Origin of the sequence: Streptomyces mesophilus (assembly GCF_011044995.1) — a bacterium.
Lineage (GTDB): Bacteria > Actinomycetota > Actinomycetes > Streptomycetales > Streptomycetaceae > Streptomyces > Streptomyces mesophilus.
In genome coordinates this window covers 1-20,460 of the sequence record NZ_JAAKZW010000099.1, presented here as the reverse complement: position 1 = coordinate 20,460, position 20,460 = coordinate 1, and the positions used below count along the sequence as shown (strand labels likewise).

Here is a 20,460-nt window from a genome sequence, read left to right as displayed (position 1 = left end):
CGGGGCCAGGCCGTGCCCGGTGTCAGAGCGCGCGCAGCCCGGTGATCACGTCGCGCAGAATACTCTCGTCCGGCAGCTCGGCCGGTGGAACGGGCCGGGTGACATGGACCAGTTCGTCCTCCACGAGGTCGCCTATGAGCACCCGTACGACACCCAGCGGCAGATCGAGCGACGAGGCCAGCTCCGCCACCGACTGCGGGGCGTCCAGACACAGGTCGATGATGTCGACGTGCTCGGGCGACAGGGTCTGGTCCGCCTCCGCGTCGTCGGCGGACGGCTCGGGCACCACCAGCGCGATCAGATCGAGTTGGTGGCGCGCCGCACCGGCGGTGCGGCCCCGCGTCATCGCGTAGGGGCGCACCACCGGGCCGGCGTCGTCGTCGTACCAGTGCGGGTTCGCGCTGCCGTCGTCGCTCATGCCCTCCTACTACCCTCCCGCGGGCAGATCGGTACGCGGCGCGGTCGCCAGATGCACACCCACCCGCTTGACCAGGAGCGTCATCTCGTACGCGACCTGCCCCACATCCGAGTCCGCGGCGGAAAGGACGGCGAGCGCGCTGCCGTCGCCCGCGGCGGTCACGAACAGGAACGCGTCGTCCAGCTCCACCACGGTCTGGCGGACCCGGCCCGCCTCGAAGTGCCGGCCGACGCCCTTGGCGAGGCTGTGGAACCCGGAGGCGACGGCGGCGAGGTGCTCGCTGTCCTCGCGGGTGAGATTCTGCGAGGCGCCGGTCGGCAGACCGTCACTGGAGAGCACAAGTGCCTTGCGGATGCTGGCGACCCGGTCGACCAGATCGTCCAGGAGCCAGTTCAGCTCACCGGACGTACGCAGGCCTGTGGGCTGTGCTCCGGTCCTCGGTGTGGTCATCGACCGTTCCCCTCGGGTGTGGTGCTGGTGTCTTCGGCCGCCACCGGCTCGTCCGCCGGCGGTGCGGCGGCCTCCGGATCGGCGGCGTGGCGTGCGGGGGGCTCCTGAGCGGCCGCTTCCTGGGCGGGGGTCCGCTCTTCTCGTACGGGCGCCGGCGCTTCCTCCCGTACGGGCGCGGGTGCTTCCTCCCGTACGGGCGCGGGTGCTGCCTCGCGTACGGGCGTGGGGGTCTCTCCCGTCTCCACCCGACCGCGCTGCCAGCCGCGCTGGAGCGAGGCCATCCGGCTGCGCACCTCGTCGGCATCGCGGTCCGCGGCCGGTTCGGCCGGGGGCGCGGGGGCCTCCGCGGTCCGCAGCTGCGGCGCCAGGCTGGCCTGGCGGACGCGGCGGGGCAGGATCTGGGTCGGGCTGTCGACGGGCGAAGCGGTCCGGTCCTCGGCAGGCGCAGGGCTCCGGCCGGTGACGGGCGAAGAGCTCCGGTCGTCGCTGGCCGGTTCGGCCTCGGACGGCTCGGAACGCGCCGGCTGCGACAGCGTGCGGCCGTGCGAGCTGACCAGCTTGGGCGTACGGCGGCGCGGCAGCGGCACCAGGCCGTCCACGCCACGCGGTGCGCCGCCGGCGGGGCGCACGGCCTCACCACCGGGCTCCCGCGCCTGCTGGTGCTGTTCGCCCGCGGCCTCGGAGAGGTGCCGGCGCGGCCGGAACAGACCGCCGCGCTCGCTGTCCTCGTCCTCGATGTCCAGGGCGCCGCCGAGCCGGCCGAGCACGCCACGGGGGGCGGTGTCCGCCGCTCCCGGCGCGGCGTCGAGCGCCTCCAGACCGAGCGGCGACTCGAGTTCCACCGGACCGTCCAGGAGCTGCTCCTCCAACGGCTTGGGCGGCAGCGACAGTTGGGCCAGGCGCGCCCTGCGGTCCGCGTCCCGTTCGAGGGCGTCGAGGTCGACGCGCAGCCCCGAGCCGTCGGTGTCGGAGGCGTCGGTGAGCAGCGCCTCCGGGATGAAGACGACCGCGGTGGTCCCTCCGTACGGTGAAGGTGCCAGCGAAACCCGGACGTGCTGGCGCTGCGCCAGACGGCTGACCACGAACAGGCCGAGCCGGTCGGTGTCCGACAGCTCGAACTCCGGGGTTTCCGCGAGCCGCAGGTTCGCCTCGAGGAGCTGGTCGGAGGTCATGCCCAGGCCCCGGTCGTGGATCTCCAGCGTGAAGCCGCTGCCGACGCGCTCGCCCACCACTTGGACGGCGGTGTGCGGCGGCGAGAACACCGTGGCGTTCTCCAGGAGTTCGGCGATCAGGTGGGTGAGGTCGGCGACGGCCGTGCCCTGTGCGGCGATCCGCGGAAGGCGGCGCACCTCGATGCGCTCGTAGTCCTCGACCTCGGCGACGGCGGCGCGGACCACGTCCATCAGCTGCACGGGCTTGCGCCACTGCCGGGACGGCGCGGCGCCGGAGAGGATCACCAGGCCCTCGGCATGGCGGCGCATCCGGGTCGTGAGGTGGTCGAGGCGGAACAGGTCCTCGAGTTCCTGGGTGTCCTCGGTCCTGCGCTCCATGGTGTCGAGCAGGGTGAGCTGCTTGTGCAGCAGGACCTGGCTGCGGCGGGCGAGGTTCACGAACACCTCGGAGATCCCGCGCCGCATGCCGGCCTGCTTCACGGCGCCGTCTACGGCGGCGCGCTGCAGGGTGTTGAGCGCCTGGCCGACCTGGCCCATCTCGTCGGTGTCGTGCTCGAGGAGCGGCGCCTCGGTCTCCACGTCGACCATCTCGCCCGCGGCGAGGCGGCGCATCACACCGGGCAGCCGCACCGCGGCCGCGTCATGGGCGTCGTCGCGCAGATGCGTGAGGTCGCGGACGAGGCCGCGGCCGATGCGGATGGACATCACCAGGGCGAAGACCAGCGCGAGCAGACCGAAGAAGCCCACGAGCACGGCCTTGACGAGCACGCCGATCGCGACCGGCTCGATGCGCTCCTTGTAGCGGTCGCCCGCCGCCTTGGTGAGGTCGCCGACATCGTCGAGCGCACGGCCGGCCGCGGCGTCCCAGACCTTCGGGTTCAGGCCACGCGGCCGCTCCGCGCCGGCCGCGACGAGTGATTTCTCCGCCTCGAGCAGCGGCGCGGCGAACGCACCACTCCAGAAGCGCTCGAACCGGTCCTGTTCGTCCTGCGGCAGCGCTTCGAGGCCGCTGTCGTAGCGCACCTCGCGCTGCGCGATCAGCGCGGCCGCCTGCGTCCAGTCCGAGCTTTCCGGCCGGTCCGCGCGCAGCGAGGAGGCCACCAACGCGTCCTCGTGGGAAAGGAGTTCACGCCCGCGCGCCAGGGTGATCAGTGCCCGGGCCTCACGGTCCGCCTCCAGGTTGTCCATGGCGTACGTGCCCATGAGATACGTGAAGCACGGGTCGATGAGCCGGGTGTACAGGTCGACGGCGCCCCTGCGGCTGGTCTGTCCGTCGTCGACGGAACGGCGCAGCGACTCCAGTGTGTCGAAGGCCTCCACGATCGCGTCGAGCCGACGGGCCGAGGCCGCGTCCATGAGGTCACGGACATCCTCGTCCTCGGCGGAGGAGCGGATCCGCTCCACCAGCTTGTCGGTGAGGGTCCGCTGGTCACTCAGATTCGTGCGCACCTTCGGATCGTCAGGGTCGGCCAGATGGACCGCTGTCTGTCGGCGTTCTTCCTGGATCACCCGGATCGTGTCGTCCAGCGGATAACCGATCTCGTCCACGACCGTGGCCACATCGAGCAGTTGAACCGCCTCACGGCCGGTCACATACGTGCCGTATCCCCAGACAACGGTGAGCGACAGCAGCGGCACCAGGAGCAACGCCACGATCTTCCGGCGGATGGACTTCCCGCGAAAGCGCATGGCCTCCCCCAGAACGGCGCCCTACAGCAGGCGCGACGTCAGAAACGGCGCGAGCCTACTACTGCCACTCGAACAACTCGAAGGGGTGTCCGACATCCGTTTGAGCCCGACGGGCGGCGGCACGTACCGAGTTGTCCGCCCTTACCGCCACATCGACACCTGCCTAGGGGTGGACACCACCCGTGAACTTCAGGCCATAACTTTCTGGGTCTTGGCCGGAATTACTCGTCCGCTGACCGTCGAAGCGCTGTCGAAGTGCTTCGGGCGGCTGTGAATCTTCCGGGAATCTTCAGAGGGGTTCGTTCGTCCTTACGTGAGGGAAGACGGGGCACTCGGCAGGACGACGCTCCGCGGGACGGCGGAGTGAACCGGGTCAAATCCGGGCAGCCACTGATGAGTCGGACCCGGCAAGGAGCGGACGCGTCCGGCTGTGGGGAGTGGAGTGACGTGCTGATGAGGACGGCGGATCGACGGGGGCCGGACCACGAGTTGTGGGTCGACGACCCGGTGGGGCGGCGCAGACTGCCCGATCCGGTGCGCACGGCGGCGGTACGGGCGGTGATCCTGGCGTCGTTGACGTTGATCGCGACCACGGTGGCGTTCTTCTGCACCGTGGCCGGATCGTCGCTGGCGTTTCCGATGGTGCTCGGCAGCGTGGGCGGCACGGTGGTGTCGACGTGGGGCGTCCTGGACGTCTGGGTGACGCGCCAGGTGTGGAATCAGCGCCACGGCGTGGTGTCGACCCCGCGCAGCACCGCGCGACGGCTGCGCAAGGAGCGGCGCCAGGCGCGCCGGCAGGCTCGGCGTACCGGGCGTGAGCCGGCGCGGGCGCGGCCAGGGACGCAGACGCAAGGGAAGGTCGCGGGCGTACGGGTGTGACCTCCGCGCGTGTGGCCCGGGACGTACGGGTGGGACCCCATGCGTCCCGGCCCACACGGCTCAGGCCACGCCTTCCGCCTCGGCCGGCGGCTCCACATGGATCACGCCGTCGATCACGGCCACCCGGTGCGTACGGACCGGGACGCGCGCGGGAAGACAGATCGGTTCCCCCGTGCGCAGGTCGAACGAGGCGGCGTGCAGCGGGCATTCGACGCGGCAGTCCTCGATCCAGCCATCGGACAGGGACGCGTCCTGATGGGTGCAGGTGTCGTCGAGGGCGAACAGTTCGCCGTCGCTGTGGAAGACGGCGATCGGCGGCTCGGTCTCGATACGGACGGCTTCGCCGTCGGGGAGGTCGTCGAAGCGGCAGACGGGAATCATGAGCCCCCCTGTGCGGTCGGACGTGGACGATCGGAGAGGTGGATGTTCCGAGGTGCGGACGTTCCGAGAGATGGACGTTCCGAGATGTCGCCGGTACGGGAGACAGGGGCGGTTCGGCAGGTAGACGTCTCCGCGCGGGTACCGCCGGTACGACCCTTCGGTAACATCGTGTTGCGCAGGGCGCGTTGAGGAGCGCTCTGCGCAACAGAATCCGCGCGGGGAGCGCATCACGTCAAGCACTTCCCGCAGAAGCGGCCATGACCGGCCGCCTGGGGGTGACCAGCTAGCGATGAGCAGCAGGCGGGACCGGACCCCGCGAGAAGGCTCCGGTGCGGACAAGTCGCCCAGGTCACAGCCGAGTTCGGTGCAGTCCGTCGAACGCGCGGTGAGCGTGCTCGAGATCCTGGCCGCGCAGGGCGAGGCGGGCGTCAGCGAGATCGCCGACGAGCTGGACGTCCACCGTTCGACGGCGTTCCGGTTGCTCGGCGTCCTGGAGAACCGGGGCCTGGTCGCGCAGACACAGGACCGCGGCAAATACTTCCTGGGCGCGGGCGTGCTGCGGCTCGCGGGCGCGGCGGCCGTGCGGCTCGACATCTCGCAGGAGGGCGCGCCGCTGTGCCGCGAACTCGCGGACGAGCTGGGCGAGACGGTCAATATCGCGGTCCTCGACGACGACGCGGCGGTGAACATCATGCAGGCCCGGGGCTCCGCCTCGGTCACGGCCCAGAACTGGCTGGGCCGCCGCACCCCGCTGCACGCCACGTCCAGCGGCAAGGTGCTGCTCGCCCATCAGCCGCCGGCCCTGCGCGAGGGGGTGCTCGCGCGGACGCTGCCGCGGTTCACCGACCGTACGGTGACCGGGGCGGTGGCGCTGCGCGACGAGCTGCGGTCGGTCGAGGAGCGCGGATTCGCGCTTGCGATGGAGGAGTTGGAGATCGGCCTGACCGCGGTGGCCGCTCCCGTCAGGGCCCATGACGGCAAGGTCATCGGGGCGCTCAGCATCTCGGGCCCGGTGTACCGGCTGACCGAGGAGCGCCTGCGTGAGCTGGCCAAACGGGCGGTGGACCGGGCGGATGAGCTGTCGCGGCGGATGGGGTACGCGCTGTAGGGACCGGTTGGGTACACGGTGCGGTGTCCTGATGGGTGCGCGCTGCAGCGGTCCCTCCGCCCGGGCTCGGCGATCAACACCTCGTAGAACCAAGGCCGCTGCCCTCTTGACGGCTTCCTCACGCCGTTCCCACTATGTCTCTCATCGCGCAACACCACGTGCAGAGCGCAACAGGTGGGGGTGTGACATGTCGTACGAGGTCCGTGCCGTCGTCGCCATGAAATCGGGTGCACCTGTCGAGGTGCAGACGATCAGAGTCCCCGATCCCGGCCCCGGCGAAGTCCTGGTCTCGGTGCAGGCCTGCGGGGTCTGCCACACCGATCTGCACTATCGCGAGGGCGCGGTCAACGACGAGTTCCCGTTCCTGCTCGGCCATGAGGCGGCCGGGACCGTCGACGCGGTCGGCGAGGGCGTCACCGATCTCGCGCCCGGCGACTACGTGGTGCTGGCCTGGCGCGCTCCCTGTGGTGACTGCCGTTCCTGTCGCCGCGGCCGCCCCTGGTACTGCTTCGACTCCCGTAATGCCGCCCAGCCGATGACGCTGCTCGACGGCACCCCGCTGAGCCCGGCCCTCGGCATCGGCGCCTTCGCCGAGAAGACCCTGGTAGCGGCCGGTCAAGCGGTCAAGGTGGACCCCGCCGCGCGCCCCGAGGCGGCCGGCCTGATCGGCTGCGGGGTGATGGCCGGGTACGGCGCGGCGGTGAACACGGGCGGAGTCTCGCGCGGTGACACCGTCGCCGTGATCGGCTGCGGCGGCGTCGGTAACGCAGCGATCGCCGGTGCCTCGCTCGCCGGCGCCCGCCGGGTGATCGCCGTCGACATCGACGACCGCAAGCTGGACGGCGCGACCCGCTTCGGCGCCACGCACACCGTCAACTCCCGGGGCACGGACCCCGTCGAGGCGGTCCGTGAGCTCACCGACGGCTTCGGGGTCGACATCGCCATCGACGCGGTCGGCCGGCCCGAGACCTTCCTGCAGGCGTTCTACATGCGCGATCACGCGGGCACCGTGGTGCAGGTCGGCGTGCCCGACCCGCAGATGAAGCTGGAACTCCCGCTGATCGACGTCTTCTCGCGCGGGGGCGCCGTCAAGTCCTCCTGGTACGGCGACTGTCTGCCCAGCCGGGACTTCCCGGTCCTCATCGACCAGTTCCTCAGCGGAAAGCTGGACCTCAACGGCTTCGTCTCCGAGACCATCGCCCTCGAACAGGTCGAGGCGGCCTTCACCAAGATGCACCGCGGCGAAGTGCTGCGTTCGGTGGTGGTACTCCGATGACGGCCACCGGCCCGGTGCGCGCCGAACAGGTCGTCACCTCGGGAACGTTCAGCCTCGGCCCGCGCACAAGGTCCCCACGCGAGGAGGGTCATGTCCGGTTCGCCCACGACTCCCCGTAAGACCGTCATCATCGGTGCCGGCATCGTCGGCTGCTCCCTCGCCGACGAGCTGACCGCGCGCGGCTGGAGCGAGGTCACGGTCCTCGACCAGGGCCCGCTCCCGGCCGCGGGCGGCTCCACCTCGCACGCGCCCGGCCTGGTCTTCCGGACCAATCCGTCGAAGACGATGACCGACCTGGCCGCGTATACGGCGCTGAAGTTCACCGAGCTCGGCGCCTTCCGCGCGGTCGGCGGTCTGGAGCTCGCCACCACCGCCGAACGCTGGACCGATCTGCACCGCCGCGCGGGTCTCGCCGCCGCCTGGGGTGTGCGCGGTGAGCTGATCTCCCCGGCCCGTTGCAAGGAGCTCTGGCCCACGCTCGACGAAGCCGCACTCCACGGCGGCTTCCTCACGCCCGACGACGGCCTGGCGGACGCGGTGCACGCCTGCGCCGTCCAGATCGAACGCGCCACCGCCCGCGGAGCCCGCTTCCTCGACCGGCACACCGTCACCGGCATCGAGCAGGCGGACGGGCGAGTCACGGGCGTGGTCACCGATCGCGGCACGTTCGCCGCGGACCTCGTGGTGTCGGCCGCGGGGTTCTGGGGCCCGGTGATCGGACGGATGGCCGGGGTGGACGTACCGCTACAGCCTCTCGCCCATCAGTACGTGAAGATGGGGCCGCCGCGGGCGCCTGCTGACGGCTCGCAGGTCACCTCGCCGGACGCCCCGATCCTGCGTCACCAGGAGCGCGACCTCTACTTCCGGCTGCACGACGACGGCCTGCTCGGCATCGGCTCGTACGCCCATCGCCCGCTGCCGGTGGACCCGGCGGACCTGCCCTCGTACGACGAAGCGGCGGTCATGCCGTCCTCGCTGGCGTTCACCCCCGAGGACTTCGCACCCAGCCTGCGGGACTGCCGCGAGCTGATGCCCGCCTTGCGGGACACGGAGATCACCGAGGGCTTCAACGGAATCTTCTCCTTCACGCCCGACGGCTTCCCTGTCCTCGGCGAGTGCCCCGAGCTCGCCGGGTTCTGGCTGGCCGAGGCGGTCTGGGTGACGCATGCGGCCGGTGTGGCAAGGGCGTTGGCCGAGTGGATCACGACCGGTCACCCGGGCATCGACCTGCACGAGTGCGAGGTCACCCGCTTCGAGGACGCCCAGCGCTCCCCCGCGTATGTCGCCGAGCGCGGCGCGCAGCAGTTCATCGAGGTGTACGACGTCCTCCATCCGCTGCAGCCGATGGAGCAGCCCAGGCCGCTGCGGGTCAGCCCCTTCCACGCGCGGCAGCAGGAACTCGGCGCGTTCAGCCTGGAGGGCGGCGGCTGGGAGCGGCCGCACTGGTACGAGGCCAACGCCCCGCTCACCGAAGGCCTCCACCTGCCCGAACGGGATGCCTGGTCGGCGCGTTACTGGTCACCGATCGCGGCCGCCGAGGCGCTCGCCACCCGCGAGAGGGTCGCGCTGTACGACATGACCCCGCTGCGCCGGCTCGAAGTGACCGGGCCCGGTTCGCCGGAGTTTCTGCAGCGGATGACGACCAACAACCTCGCGAAGCGGCCTGGTGCGGTCACGTACACCCTGCTGCTCGATCACCACGGTGGCATACGGTCCGATCTCACCGTGGCCCGCCTCGGTCCCGAACGCTTCCAGATCGGCGCCAACTCGCCTGCGGACCTTGACTGGTTGACCCGGCACGCACCGGACGGTGTGGCACTGCGGGACATCACCGCGGGCACCTGCTGCATCGGCGTGTGGGGCCCGCTCGCCCGCGAGCTGGTCCAGCCGCTGACCCGCGACGACTTCTCGCATCAGGCCTTCGGCTACTTCCGCGCCAAGCAGACGTATATCGGCCATGTCCCGGTCACGGCAATGCGTCTGAGCTATGTGGGCGAGCTGGGCTGGGAGCTGTACACCACCGCCGATCTGGGGGTGCGGCTCTGGGACACGCTGTGGGAGGCAGGGCAGGGCCTCGGCGTGATCGCCGCCGGCCGCTCCGCGTTCAACAGCCTGCGGCTGGAGAAGGGTTACCGGGCCTGGGGCCAGGACATGACGGCCGAGCACGACCCGTACGAGGCGGGGCTCGCCTTCGCCGTACGCCGCGACAAGCAGTTCGTGGGTCGCGACGCGCTGGATGAACAGCGGCCGCTGACAAGGATGTTGACCGCCCTCACCCTCGACGACCCGGCCGCCGTCGTCCTCGGCAAGGAGCCGGTGCAGGTCGACGGCGCGGTGGCCGGATACGTCACCAGCGCCGCGTACGGCTACACGCTCGGCCGCTGTGTCGCCTACGCCTGGCTGCCTCCGCTGCCCGCCGGGACCGGGGTGCAGATCGAGTACTTCGGCGAGAAGGTGCCCGCGACCGTACGGGAGGAGCCGCTGTTCGACCGGGAGATGAACCGTATCCGCCGCTGACCCAGGCGTATCCGCCGTATCAGCCACACAGGAGGAGGCCCCACAGTGTCCCGCACCTACGACGTGATCGTTCTCGGACTCGGCGGTATGGGCAGCTCCGCCGCCTGGCATCTCGCCGAGCGCGGAGTGCGCGTGCTCGGCCTGGAGAAGTTCGGCCCGGCGCACAACCACGGCTCCAGCCACGGCGGTTCGCGGATCACCCGGCAGTCGTACTTCGAGGGGGCCGAGTACGTGCCGCTGCTGCTGCGCGCGTACGAGCTCTACGAGCGGCTCGAACGCGACACCGGCCTCGACGTGGCCACGCTGTGCGGCGGTCTGATGGCAGGACGCCCCGACAGCCGTACGGTCGCGGGCTCCCTGGAGTCGGCCAGGACCTGGGATCTGCCGCACGAGCTGCTCGACGCGCGCGAGATCCGCCGCCGGTTCCCGACGCTGAACCCGGCGGACGACGAGATCGGCCTGTACGAGGCACGGGCCGGACTGCTCCGGCCGGAGACCACGGTCACCGCGCAGCTCCGGCTCGCCGAACGGGCGGGCGCCGAGCTGCACTTCGAGGAGCCCGCCATCCGGTGGGCGCAGGACGGTGACGGTGTACGGGTGGAGACCGCCCAAGGCACGTACACAGCAGGCCAGTTGGTGATCTGCCCGGGCGCATGGGCTCCCCGGCTGCTCGCCGACCTGGGCGTACAGATCACCATCGAGCGGCAGATCATGTACTGGTTCCAGCCCACGGGCGGCGTCGGACCGTATCTGCCCGAACGGCACCCCGTCTACATCTGGGAGGACTCCGCCGACATCCAGGTCTACGGGTTCCCGGCCATCGACGGACCCGACGGCGGCGCCAAGGTCGCCTTCTTCCGCAAGAACGGCGCGCCCTGCACACCCGAGACCATCGACCGCACCGTGTACGAGCACGAGATCGACGCGATGGCCGCACAGGCCGGGCGGCATCTGCCCACGCTGCCGGGGAAGTTCCTGCGGGCGGCCACCTGCATGTACTCCACCACGGACGATGAGCACTTCGTGATCGCCCGGCACCCGTCCCATGCGGACTCGGTGACCGTGGCCTGCGGATTCTCCGGGCACGGCTTCAAGTTCGTGCCCGTCGTCGGCGAGATCCTGGCCGATCTCGCACTGCGGGGTGCGACGGAGCACCCCATCTCACTTTTCGACCCGCGACGGTTCGCGCCGCCGCCCGTGTGAGAGGCACGACCGCCCATGACGACCGCACCCGCCTCGGGCTCCACGAGCCTGCTGGCCACACTCCCGGGTTCCTCCTACGCCGATCCCCAGGCCTTCGCGCGCGAACAGGAACTCATCCTCGAAACCCTGTGGATGTGCGCCGTCCGCGCCGCCGATCTGCCCAGGCCGGGTGCGTACCGGACCGTGCAGATCGGCCGCGAATCGGTCCTGGTCACCCGCAACCGCCACGGCGAACTGCGCGCGTTTTTGAACGTCTGCCGTCATCGCGGCGCACGGCTGTGCACCGAGGAGTCCGGTGAGGTGCGGCGCAACCTCCAATGCCCGTACCACGCCTGGACGTACGACCTGGACGGTCGCCTGGCCGCCGCCCCGAACCTCTCGAAGATGCCGGACGTCGACCGGGTCGCGTACGGGCTGCGGCCGGTCGCCCTGCGCGAATGGCTCGGCTACGCATGGGTGTGCCTGGCCGATGAGCCGCCGTCCTTCGAGGACACGGTGATCGGCGCGGCCACCGAGCGACTCGGCGGAGCCGCGGCGATCGAGCGCTACCGGGTGGAGGAGCTGGCGCTCGGCCGGCGCATCACGTACGACGTGCGCGCCAACTGGAAGCTGATCGTCGAGAACTTCATGGAGTGCTACCACTGCGCCACGATCCACCCCGAACTGACCGACGTCCTGCCGGAGTTCGCGGACGGTCTCGCCGCGCAGTACTACGTGGGCCACGGCGCCGCCTTCGGCGACGACGTCAAGGGGTTCACCGTGGACGGCAGCGCGGGCTTCGCGCGGCTGAGCGGGATCGCGGAGGAGCAGGACCGGCGGTACTACGCCGTCACCGTGAAGCCCGGCGTCTTCATCAACCTGGTCCCCGACCATGTGATCCTGCACCGGATGTATCCCCTGGCGGTGGACCGCACGGTCGTCGAGTGCGACTGGCTGTACGCACCCGAGGTGGTGGCCTCGGGCGCGGACGTCAGCCAGTCGGTCGAGCTCTTCCACCGGGTCAACACCCAGGACTTCGCGGCCTGCGAACGCACCCAGCCGGCGATGACCTCAAGGGCGTACCGGGACGGCGGCGTCCTGGTGCCCTCGGAGCATCACATCGGCGGGTTTCATGCGTGGGTGCGGTCGTTGGTCGGGTGAGACCGTGCGGGCGAAGCTCAACTCACCGCGTCGGCCGGCCGCTTGTACATCCGCGTCGCCGTGATCTCGCTGTGCCCCGACTCGTCGTCCGTGTGCTGTTGCGGCAGGCCGGGGCGCAGGTGCTCCTCGACGCTGATGTACTTCAGGCCCGCGCGCAGGTCGGCGTCGTTGCGCAGCCGGATGACCAGCGGGAACTCGGCCAGCGCCGTCGTGTCGAACAGACCGGTCGTGTAGAGCAGTTGGACACCCAGCGCGTCGGAGACGGCGCGCTGGAGTTCCAGGAGGTACGTGGCGTTGGCGCGACCGATCGGGTTGTCCAGGAACAGGGTGCCGGCGTGCCGGTGCTTGTCGCGGCCGCGGTCGTTGCTGCGCAGCGCGGCCATCGTGCAGTACAGGGCGATGGCCGCGGTGAGCAGCTGACCGCCGGAGAAGACGTCGCCCATCTGGCCGACGGGCACCCGCTCGGCGCGCAGCACCGCGTCCGGCTTGAGGATCTCCACCGACACACCGCGCGGTTCGAGCGCGGCCTGAACTCCCCTGAGCAGCAAGGACATTCCGTCCCTGCGTAGATCGGAGTTCTTCTTCAGGGCGGCCTTGGTCGCCTCGTCCACGACCTCGCCGAGCCGCTCGGTGAGCGTGGCCTGGTCGGGTTCCTCGAAGCGGATCCGCAGGAACTCCTGGCCCGACCACTCGCCGAGCCCCTCGGGCAGCTGCGACAGACGCTGGGCCGAGCGGAGTGTCGCGAGCGCGGACTCGACGAGGCCGCGCAGGCGGTCGACGATGCTGTCGCGATTGCGCTCCAGCTGCGCCAACTCGTCCGTCAGGACCCGCAGTCGGGGCGCGAACGCCTCGCCCCACTTCTTCGCGTGCTCGGGCAGCGCCGCCGCGGGCAGCTCGCGGATCTGCTGGCGTGCGGGGGTGCGCACCTGCTCGTAGCGGGTGGAATTGGCATGCCGTACGAGGACATCACTCGCCTCCCGTACGGCGGCCTCGGCGGCCGACAGATCGGTGGCGCAGCCGCGCAGCGAGCGCCGGGTCTCTCCGGCCGACTGCCGGGCCTCTTCGAGGGTGCCGGGGAAGGGTTCGGGCTCGCCCTCCGCTTCGTCGTCCCCGTGGTGGTCCCGCAGCAGGTCGCGCAGGAGCGCGGCCGTCTCGTCGAAGCCGCCCGCGCCGTCCTCGGCGGTCCGGTGCGCGGCGAGCAGCTCGGCATGCAGGTCCCGTGCGGTGCTCAACGCATCTGCGCAGGCGCCCAGTTCACCGGTCGCGGTGCGCAGGAGCGACTGGGCCTGCTCGGCGTCCTTGGGCGTACGGTCCTCGGGCAGCTCGGTGTGCGCCTCGCCGTCCTCGGGCGCGTGCCGCTCGGCCTCGCCGCGCAGGCGGCCGAGCTGCTCGCTCGCGGTGGAGGCGCGGGTCTCCAGCATCTGGACGAGGGACTCGGCGCGTGCGGCCGCGGCCTGCCGGGAAGGCCCGTCGGAGCCGTCGGTGCTTTCGAGGAGCTGAGCGGCGCGGGTGCGGACCTTGTTGCTGAGCCGGTCGAGCTCGGCGACCGCCGCGGACTCGTCGGACTCGGCGCGGGCCTGCTCGGCGCGCAGATCGGCGCCGACGCCGACCTTCTCGTACAGCTGCGAGGCCGCGCGGTAGGCCTCGCGCAGCGCGGGCAGCGGTGTCTTCGGGGCGTTTTCTTGAAGCGGTACGTCATCGGGGGCGCCCGCGATCTCTGCGCGTTCGGCGCGCAGGGTGCGCGCGGTGCGGCGGGCATCGTCGGCGGCGCGCTGGGCGGCGCGGCGGTCCTCGTCGGCGGCGCGGGCCCGCTCCAGGCAGGACTGGGCCTTGGCCTCCGACTCGGCGGCCTCGTCGGCGAGTTCACGCAGTTTGACCTGCCAGCCGGCCCGTTCGCGCAGCCGGTACGCCAGACCCGCGAGGGCGTCCGCGGCGCGGCGGGCGCGCTGGGCGGCGTCCTGCTTCTCGTCCCGTACGCGAGCGGCGTCGGCCGCCGCCTCGTCGGCCTCGGCGCGGGCGGTGCGCGCCTCGGCGAGTTCGGCCTCGGCTTCCTCGGCGAAGGCGCGGGCGGCGGTGGCGGCTTCTTCGAGCTCCGCGAGCCGGCCGGCCGGGCAGCCCGCACGCCAGGAGGAGAGCCGTGCGGCGAGCTCGCGGTCCTTGCCGAGGCGGGCGGCGAGCGCCCGGATCTCCTCGTCGCGCTGGGTGGCGCGGGCGCGCAGCGTCTGCCGCTCCTCGTCCGCGGCCTGTTCGTCGTGCATGGCCGGGTTCGGCGGTACGAGGAAGACGGCTCCCTCGCCGTCCTGCTCGGCCGGTGTCGGCGCGAGCAGCGCGGCGGCCGTACCGACGGCCACCGCGGACCGCGGCAACAGGGCGGCCGCGCCCAGGACTTCACGGGCCCGGGCGTGGGTGTCGGGGTCGGTGATGACCACACCGTCGACCAGCTCGGGGCGCGCGGCGAGGACTCGGGCGTGGTCGGCGGGCGCGACGGCCTGGGCGAGGTAGCGCCAGCCCGGCAGTGCGGGGATGCCGTGCTCGCCGAGGTACTCGACGGTGGCCAGGACGTCGGGTCCCGGCGGCAGCAGTCCGCCGTCGCCGAGCGCGCCGAGGATCCGGGAGTCGTCGGCCGCGGCGGTGCGCAGGTCGAACAGCTGGCGCTCGGCGGTGGCCACGCCGGACTCGAGGAGCTCCTTGAGCTCATCGGCGTAGCGGTCCAACTCCGGGGCGGTGAGCTGCCCTTGAGAACTCTCGCCCTCGGCGCCGTCCGTGCGCGGCTTCGGCACTCCCCCGCGTACGGGATCGGTGGAAGCCACTCCCCCGCGTACGACGTCGCTGGAGGACACTCCCCCGCGCACGGCCTCGGCGGCGGGCAGCCCGAGCAGCTCGACGAGCCGCTCCTCGGCGGCGAGCGCATCGGCCGTGCGCCGCTCACCTTCGTACGCCCGGGAAGCCGCGTCCGCGGCATCGGCGGCGCGGGCTGCGGTGAGCTCGGCGCGCGCCTCGACGGAGGCGGCTTCGCGGGCCTGGTCCCCGGTGACGCGGGCGGCCTCACGGGCCGAGTCCCAGGCGGCGACCGTGGTCTTCTCGGCGTCGCTCGCGGCCAGCGCGGCACGCGCCGGGTCGGCGTCCGGGGCGGTGTCGTCCAGCCAGCCGGCCCGTACCGCCTCGGCGGTCTCCTGCTCGACCTCGCTGAGCCGCTGCTTCAGATGCCCGATCTCGCTGCGGGCGCGCTGGGCGTCGGTGGCCGCCACGGTGGCGTCGCGGTGTGCGACCTCGCCGGCTTCCTGTAGCGCGGCGGAGCGCTCCTCCTCCTCGTTGGCGAGCTCTTCGGCGCCTTCGGCGGCGGTGTGCAGCGCGCGGACCAGGTCGGCGGCGGCCTGCGCGCGGGCGGCGAGCGCGGGCGCCGCGTCCCGCTCGGCCTCACGGATCGCGACGGCCACGCGGGCGGAGCGGTCCGCGGCGGCGCGGTGGCGAAGCACGGCCTCGGCGGCCTGCCAGGCGGAGTGCAGGGTGCGGGCGTCGGCCAGCTCGCGCTTCTGCGCGGCGGCGGACTTCTCGGCGGCGGCGAGGGCCAACGAGGCGTGCCGGTACGCGAGTTCGGCGGCGATCAGGGCGCTCGCGCCACGCGCCCGCTCGGCCTCGGTCACCGTGTGCGCGGCGTTCGTGACCTGCTTGGCGAGCTCGGCGGCCCGGGCCCGCTCCACCACGGACCGCGCGGACAGCCGCCGGGCCAGGGTGCGGGTGCGCCGCTCGGCGGCGGCGTGCACCTCGCGGGCCCGTGCGCGGGTCTCGGTGGCCTCGACGATCCGGCCGAGCAGATCGACCGATCCGGCCGTGAAGTCCCGCTCGGCGATCAGCTCGGCACGGCGCCCCAGCTTGTTGCCGAACCCGCCGACCAGGTCGGCGAGGCCGTCCGTGTCACGGGTGTCGGTGACGGCGCGCAGCAGCAGGTCCGTGAAATCGGAGTCCTTCTTGACCGCGAAGAGACCGGCGGCCTCGCCTTCGTCGGCGTTCATCTCCCGCTGGTAGCGGAAGAGTTCGGGGTCGAGGCCGAGGTCGCCGAGGTGCTCGTTCCACCGGTCGTGGATCTCCTCCCAGTGCACTTCGAGATGCGGATACGCCTTGCCCGCCTCGGTCAGCGCGTCACGGAAGCCCTTCATCGTGCGCCGCCGCCCCTGCGCACCGGAGGCGCCCTCGGCGAGGGGCCGTACCGCCGTGGACTCGGCCACCGGCAGGTTGTCCAGGCTGAGCCCGGGTCCGGGCCGGAACGAGTACCAGGCCTCGGCGAACTTCCGCGGGTCGTTGGAGACCTGGCGGCCGCGCCACTCACTGGCCTTGCCGACGACCACGCACTCGCCGGTCAGGGTGTGCTGCCATTCCAGGGCCACATGCCCGCAGTCGTCCGCGAGCAGGAACTTGCGCAGCACACCGGAGCTGGCGCCGCCGAGCGTATTGCGGTGGCCGGGCAGCATCACCGAGAAGATCAGCTTGAGCAGGACGGACTTGCCGCCGCCGTTCTCCAGGAACAGCACACCGGCCGGCGCCGGGCGGCGCTGCGGTCCGGACGGCTCTTCGCGGAAGAACTCGGCCTGCTGCGGCGCGGGATCGGGCACGGGCTCGCCCACACCGCGCAGGTCAAGGACCGTGTCGGCATAGCGCGCACCGGCGGGGCCGATGGAGTAGAGGCGGACCCGGGACAGCTCGTACATGGCGGACTCTCGTGAGCGTGGTGGGCGGGGCGGGAAGTCGTGCGGGTGAGGCGTCAGGCGCTGTCGGCGTGGAACGGAAGACCCGCTCCCGCCACCAGCTCCAGATCCTCGCCGTCCGTGGGCGGCACCAGGCTCGCGGAGCCGTCGCTCACCGGGACGACCCCAAGATCGAGCAGCTCTGCCATGGCCGCGGAACCGGCCATGTCGCGCACCTGCAGCTGATAACGAGGCGTCGTGCGATACGTGCCTCCGGAGTCGTCCCCGGTGCGCTGCAGGAACCCGGAGTCGGTGAGGAACGCCGCCGCCTTGGAGACGATGCCGGTGGTCGAACCGGCAAGCCGCCGCGCATCCTTGGTGGCACCGGTGGAGCTGCGCCGCGCCCAGATCCGCCACGCGGATTCCAGGCCCGGGGCGTCGGAGGCGGGGTCGGTGTTCTCGCCCGCTTCCTCGGCGCGCTCTTCGAGGCGCCGGCAGGCCTGCCGTACGAAAGCGTCCACGCCGTTGACCGTGATCCGCCCGATGTACCCGTCGTCGGCCAGGTCCTCGGGCCGCGGGAAGGCGAGGGCGGCGAGCGCGAGGTGGGCGAGCCCGTGCAGGAAACGGTCGCCGGCGTCCGAGGAGGCCCGGCGCGCGTAGTCCCCCATCCGTACAGCGAACAGTGAGTCCTCGGCGGCCGTGACCGCCATCCCCGCGCGAGGGGACACCTCGAGAACCACCAGGCCGAGTCCGCTGGCCACCGCGTCGGCGAGCCGCGCGAACGGCGAGTCCTCGCGGTAGCGGCGAAGCAGCTCGGCGTATTCGGCGTCCCTGGCGGGCAGCAGCTTGGGCTGCAGTCCGAACGACACCAGGCGTGCGGCGTCGGCCGCGTCGGCGGGGGTGACCGGCGCGGGTGCGGCGGGGCGGGCTTCGCTCTCGCCCCAGGCGCCGGCCTCGACGTCCTTGTCGCTCACGGGCGGGGGCTCCTTGTCGCGAAGTGTCCGGTGGTGCTGAACGCAGACGGTGCTGACGTGCTGAACACACAGGGTGCTGAGGTGCTGAACACACAGGGTGCTGAGGTGCTGATCCGGTACGGGAGTCACGGGAGTCACGCCGCCTCCGTCCGGGCGGCGGCCATGCCGACCGCGTCGAGCAGCGCGGTGCCGACGATGAGGTCGGCGCCGCCGAACTCGGGATCGTCGAGCTCGGTCCCGTCGTCCACGGCGAACAGGAGCTTCGGCTCGCCCTGGCGATAGGCGGTGCCGACCGGCGGGCTGGCCGCGTGCACCGCCAACAGGGCCACGAGATAGGGCAGTTCGGGATCGATCCGGCGTGCGTCGGCGAGCAGTCCGGAGAGCCGCCGCGGCGCCTCGTGCTCCAGGTCGAGCAGCTCCATGGCCCGGGCCAGCTGCTCCTCGCTGAAGCGGCTGTCGTCGGGCGTGGCGATCAGATCCGGCTCGGGCATCTCGGCACCCAGGTGCTCCCGCTCCAGCGGCGGCGTCAGCAGTATGTCGACGAGATCACCCACCCGTACGGACGTGGGCGTGCGCAGCCCGGTCCCGCGCGCGAAGAACGCGTCGGTCACGCGGATCGCCTGCTCGACGGGGAGCGGCAGCACGGGCGCCACGAGCTGCCCGTACAGATCGAGCCCGACCCGGCCCGTCGGCGGCGCGAAGGCCTGGCGGTCCTGCTCGGCGCGGAACAGCGGTCCGGCTTCGAGGAGCCGGGACTGGAGCTGGGTGTGACGGCGGATGCAGTCCTTGACGATGTCGACGAGCTCGGCGGCCCGCCGCTTGTGCTCATGGTCCTCGGCCTCGTCGCGGGCCTTGCGGATGTTCGTCAGGATCGCGTTCTCATGCCGGTACCGGTCCGCGACATGGTCGAGTGCCTCGGCGATCATGTCGGGCACGGCTTCCAGCCAGTCGACCGCGCGCACATTGCGCCGCGTCGCGTCGAGCGCGCGCCGCAGCGTCTCCGAGTACTGCACGGTCCGGTAGCGCGCCTGCTCGGCGGCGAGCTGCGCGTCGGCGAGCCGGCCCCGGCTGATCAGGACCTCGAGCTTCACCTCGGCGGCGATCTGGGCACTGGTGACGTCGGTGTCGAGGGCGCCCACCAGGACGTTGACGGCCTCGTCCGTCGTACGGAGATAGACACCGCCCCCGTATCCCGGCACCTCTTCGATCAGCTTGAAGTCATAGTCGCGTCGCACATAGCTGCCGTCGGTCGCGAAGGTTCCGTACACGGCGCGGAAGCCGCGGTCGACGCTGCCGACATTGATCAGGTTCTCCAGGACCCAGCGGGCCACCCGCTCGTGCTCGGCCTGCGGCCGCTGCGGGGCCTGGGCGGCGATGCGCGGGATGAGACGAGCCACTATCTGCTCGTGGTCGGCGCCGGTGTCGAAGTCCATGTTGAGCGTGACGAGGTCGATCGCCGAGAGGGCGACCTCGGCCATCGCGTACACCGTGTACTCACCGGCGAGATTGGCCTTGCGCACATCGAGGTCGTGCAGCGGCGCCGTGCACGCGAGCGCGCGCAGGCGCCGCGCCAGGCCCTCGTCGGCGGCCGGGCCCGGTGCCGGGGACGGATGGATCTTCGCCGGGGCAGGAGCAGTCACGACGTAGAGGTTAGGCGCTCACACTGACAACGACCGAAACGGCGCAGTTGGGACTGCTTGTCCCGGTGCATCGATGCACGGATCGGACGTGATCCGTCTCACAACTCGCCGGCGCCGTCAGCCCCGGAAAGCCGCCCCGCGTATGCCGCCACGACCCTCTTGCGCGAGTCGTCCAGATACCCGGCGAGCAGTTTCTCCGCCGCCGAACGCCCGCCCGCGTCCAGCGTGTCGAGCAGCTCCGCGTTGCGACCGAGATACGGCTCGTGCAGGCGGTGCGGATCGTCGACGAGGTGGAAGGCCAGGCGCAGTTCGGCGAAGACGCTGCGCATCAGTTCGTCGGTGCGCGCACTGCCTGCCAGGGCGACGAGTTCGCTGTGGAAGCGGATGTTGGCCGTGCCGACGCCCGTCCAGTCCTCGGCCCCGGCCGCCCGCCGGCCCTCCTCGACGGCTGTACGCAGCCCGTCGAGCGCGTACGGCGGCTTGCCGAGCCCTCGTACGACCGCGCATTCGACGAGGTGCCGCGTGCGGTAGATGTCCTCGACGTCCTCGACGGTCAGAACCCGTACGAAGACGCCCCGGTTGAGTTCATGGACGAGCAGCCGCTCGTGCGTGAGCAGCCGGAACGCCTCGCGCAGGGTGTTGCGCGAGACCTTCAGGGCCGCGCCGATGGCCTCCTCCGACAGCCGCTCACCGGGCGGGAAATAACCGTCCGCGATCCGGCCGCGCAGGATGTCGGCGACCCGCTCCGCGGTGCTGGTGCGGCCCAACAGCGCGCGGTCGTCCACGAGTCCGTTCATGACTGGATTCAACCGCAGAATCCCTCCGTAATCCAAGAACCTTCCCACATGGGTATTGAGGGATCGTTGAACAATCCTCTACGGTGACAGTCACCCGCACCCCCCGCACAGCACGGCCCCACCCGCACAGGCAC

The 20,460-nt window shown here is 71.7% G+C and carries 14 protein-coding genes; 6 read left to right on the top strand and 8 right to left on the bottom strand.

The genetic code is table 11. The annotated features are described in order from the left end of the window. Positions 1–22: 22 nt before the first annotated feature. From G6045_RS22315 to G6045_RS22305, 3 genes are read right to left on the bottom strand one after another with little or no spacing between them, the layout of a single operon-like run. Positions 23–418, bottom strand: coding sequence for a DUF742 domain-containing protein (locus G6045_RS22315; protein WP_165333822.1), 396 nt, complete (start codon positions 416–418; stop codon positions 23–25). Between the two features lie 9 nt (positions 419–427). Beyond that, the gene (locus tag G6045_RS22310) at positions 428–868 is read right to left on the bottom strand and encodes a roadblock/LC7 domain-containing protein (protein WP_165333821.1); all 441 of its coding nucleotides are present in this window, start codon (positions 866–868) and stop codon (positions 428–430) included. Then, entirely contained in the window at positions 865–3,729 is a 2,865-nt protein-coding gene (locus G6045_RS22305) for a sensor histidine kinase (protein WP_165333820.1), read from the bottom strand. The genes G6045_RS22310 and G6045_RS22305 overlap by 4 nt, the downstream gene beginning before the upstream one ends. Positions 3,730–4,182: 453 nt before the next feature. Here G6045_RS22305 and G6045_RS22300 point away from each other — a divergent pair, with 453 nt between their 5' ends. Further along, positions 4,183–4,608 carry a hypothetical protein gene (locus G6045_RS22300; protein WP_165333819.1) on the top strand — a complete coding sequence of 142 codons (426 nt, stop codon included), beginning with the start codon at positions 4,183–4,185 and terminating at the stop codon, positions 4,606–4,608. Between the two features lie 60 nt (positions 4,609–4,668). Here the strand turns inward: G6045_RS22300 and G6045_RS22295 are convergent, their stop codons facing one another. Then, on the bottom strand, positions 4,669–4,989 hold the full coding sequence (locus tag G6045_RS22295) for a bifunctional 3-phenylpropionate/cinnamic acid dioxygenase ferredoxin subunit (protein ID WP_165333818.1): 321 nt from the start codon (positions 4,987–4,989) through the stop codon (positions 4,669–4,671). Between the two features lie 289 nt (positions 4,990–5,278). Here G6045_RS22295 and G6045_RS22290 point away from each other — a divergent pair, with 289 nt between their 5' ends. The 5 genes from G6045_RS22290 (at position 5,279) to G6045_RS22270 (ending at position 12,233) form a co-directional block, all read left to right on the top strand. Beyond that, complete coding sequence (locus G6045_RS22290; RefSeq protein ID WP_206344047.1) at positions 5,279–6,097, top strand: IclR family transcriptional regulator; 819 nt, start codon at positions 5,279–5,281, stop codon at positions 6,095–6,097. Positions 6,098–6,284: 187 nt separating this feature from the next. Beyond that, positions 6,285–7,373: an S-(hydroxymethyl)mycothiol dehydrogenase gene (locus G6045_RS22285; RefSeq protein WP_165333817.1), complete on the top strand. Its 1,089-nt coding sequence runs from the start codon at positions 6,285–6,287 to the stop codon at positions 7,371–7,373. A gap of 90 nt (positions 7,374–7,463) precedes the next feature. Continuing rightward, complete coding sequence (locus G6045_RS22280) at positions 7,464–9,890, top strand: GcvT family protein (RefSeq protein WP_165333816.1); 2,427 nt, start codon at positions 7,464–7,466, stop codon at positions 9,888–9,890. Between the two features lie 45 nt (positions 9,891–9,935). Further along, a complete protein-coding gene (solA, locus tag G6045_RS22275) occupies positions 9,936–11,093 on the top strand; it encodes an N-methyl-L-tryptophan oxidase (protein ID WP_165333815.1) in 1,158 nt (385 codons plus the stop codon). Positions 11,094–11,108: 15 nt separating this feature from the next. Continuing rightward, the gene (locus G6045_RS22270; RefSeq protein WP_165333814.1) at positions 11,109–12,233 is read left to right on the top strand and encodes an aromatic ring-hydroxylating oxygenase subunit alpha; all 1,125 of its coding nucleotides are present in this window, start codon (positions 11,109–11,111) and stop codon (positions 12,231–12,233) included. Positions 12,234–12,250: 17 nt separating this feature from the next. Here the strand turns inward: G6045_RS22270 and G6045_RS22265 are convergent, their stop codons facing one another. From G6045_RS22265 to G6045_RS22250, 4 genes are all read right to left on the bottom strand, one after another. Then, positions 12,251–16,939, bottom strand: coding sequence for a hypothetical protein (locus G6045_RS22265; protein ID WP_165333813.1), 4,689 nt, complete (start codon positions 16,937–16,939; stop codon positions 12,251–12,253). A gap of 53 nt (positions 16,940–16,992) precedes the next feature. Continuing rightward, on the bottom strand, positions 16,993–17,889 hold the full coding sequence (locus G6045_RS22260; protein WP_165333812.1) for a hypothetical protein: 897 nt from the start codon (positions 17,887–17,889) through the stop codon (positions 16,993–16,995). 134 nt (positions 17,890–18,023) lie between these two features. After that, positions 18,024–19,529, bottom strand: coding sequence for a hypothetical protein (locus G6045_RS22255; protein WP_165333811.1), 1,506 nt, complete (start codon positions 19,527–19,529; stop codon positions 18,024–18,026). A gap of 98 nt (positions 19,530–19,627) precedes the next feature. After that, positions 19,628–20,326 carry a GntR family transcriptional regulator gene (locus G6045_RS22250; protein WP_165333810.1) on the bottom strand — a complete coding sequence of 233 codons (699 nt, stop codon included), beginning with the start codon at positions 20,324–20,326 and terminating at the stop codon, positions 19,628–19,630. Positions 20,327–20,460: the final 134 nt, after the last annotated feature.

Bases quoted from the DNA above. Each gene is read 5' to 3' on its own strand.
- G6045_RS22270 (WP_165333814.1), top strand. From the start codon at position 11,109: ATGACGACCGCACCCGCCTCGGGCTCCACGAGCCTGCTGGCCACACTC.
- G6045_RS22295 (WP_165333818.1), bottom strand. From the start codon at position 4,989: ATGATTCCCGTCTGCCGCTTCGACGACCTCCCCGACGGCGAAGCCGTC.
- G6045_RS22280 (WP_165333816.1), top strand. From the start codon at position 7,464: ATGTCCGGTTCGCCCACGACTCCCCGTAAGACCGTCATCATCGGTGCC.
- G6045_RS22290 (WP_206344047.1), top strand. From the start codon at position 5,279: ATGAGCAGCAGGCGGGACCGGACCCCGCGAGAAGGCTCCGGTGCGGAC.
- G6045_RS22315 (WP_165333822.1), bottom strand. From the start codon at position 418: ATGAGCGACGACGGCAGCGCGAACCCGCACTGGTACGACGACGACGCC.
- G6045_RS22310 (WP_165333821.1), bottom strand. From the start codon at position 868: ATGACCACACCGAGGACCGGAGCACAGCCCACAGGCCTGCGTACGTCC.
- G6045_RS22265 (WP_165333813.1), bottom strand. From the start codon at position 16,939: ATGTACGAGCTGTCCCGGGTCCGCCTCTACTCCATCGGCCCCGCCGGT.
- G6045_RS22305 (WP_165333820.1), bottom strand. From the start codon at position 3,729: ATGCGCTTTCGCGGGAAGTCCATCCGCCGGAAGATCGTGGCGTTGCTC.
- G6045_RS22285 (WP_165333817.1), top strand. From the start codon at position 6,285: ATGTCGTACGAGGTCCGTGCCGTCGTCGCCATGAAATCGGGTGCACCT.
- G6045_RS22250 (WP_165333810.1), bottom strand. From the start codon at position 20,326: ATGAACGGACTCGTGGACGACCGCGCGCTGTTGGGCCGCACCAGCACC.
- G6045_RS22300 (WP_165333819.1), top strand. From the start codon at position 4,183: ATGAGGACGGCGGATCGACGGGGGCCGGACCACGAGTTGTGGGTCGAC.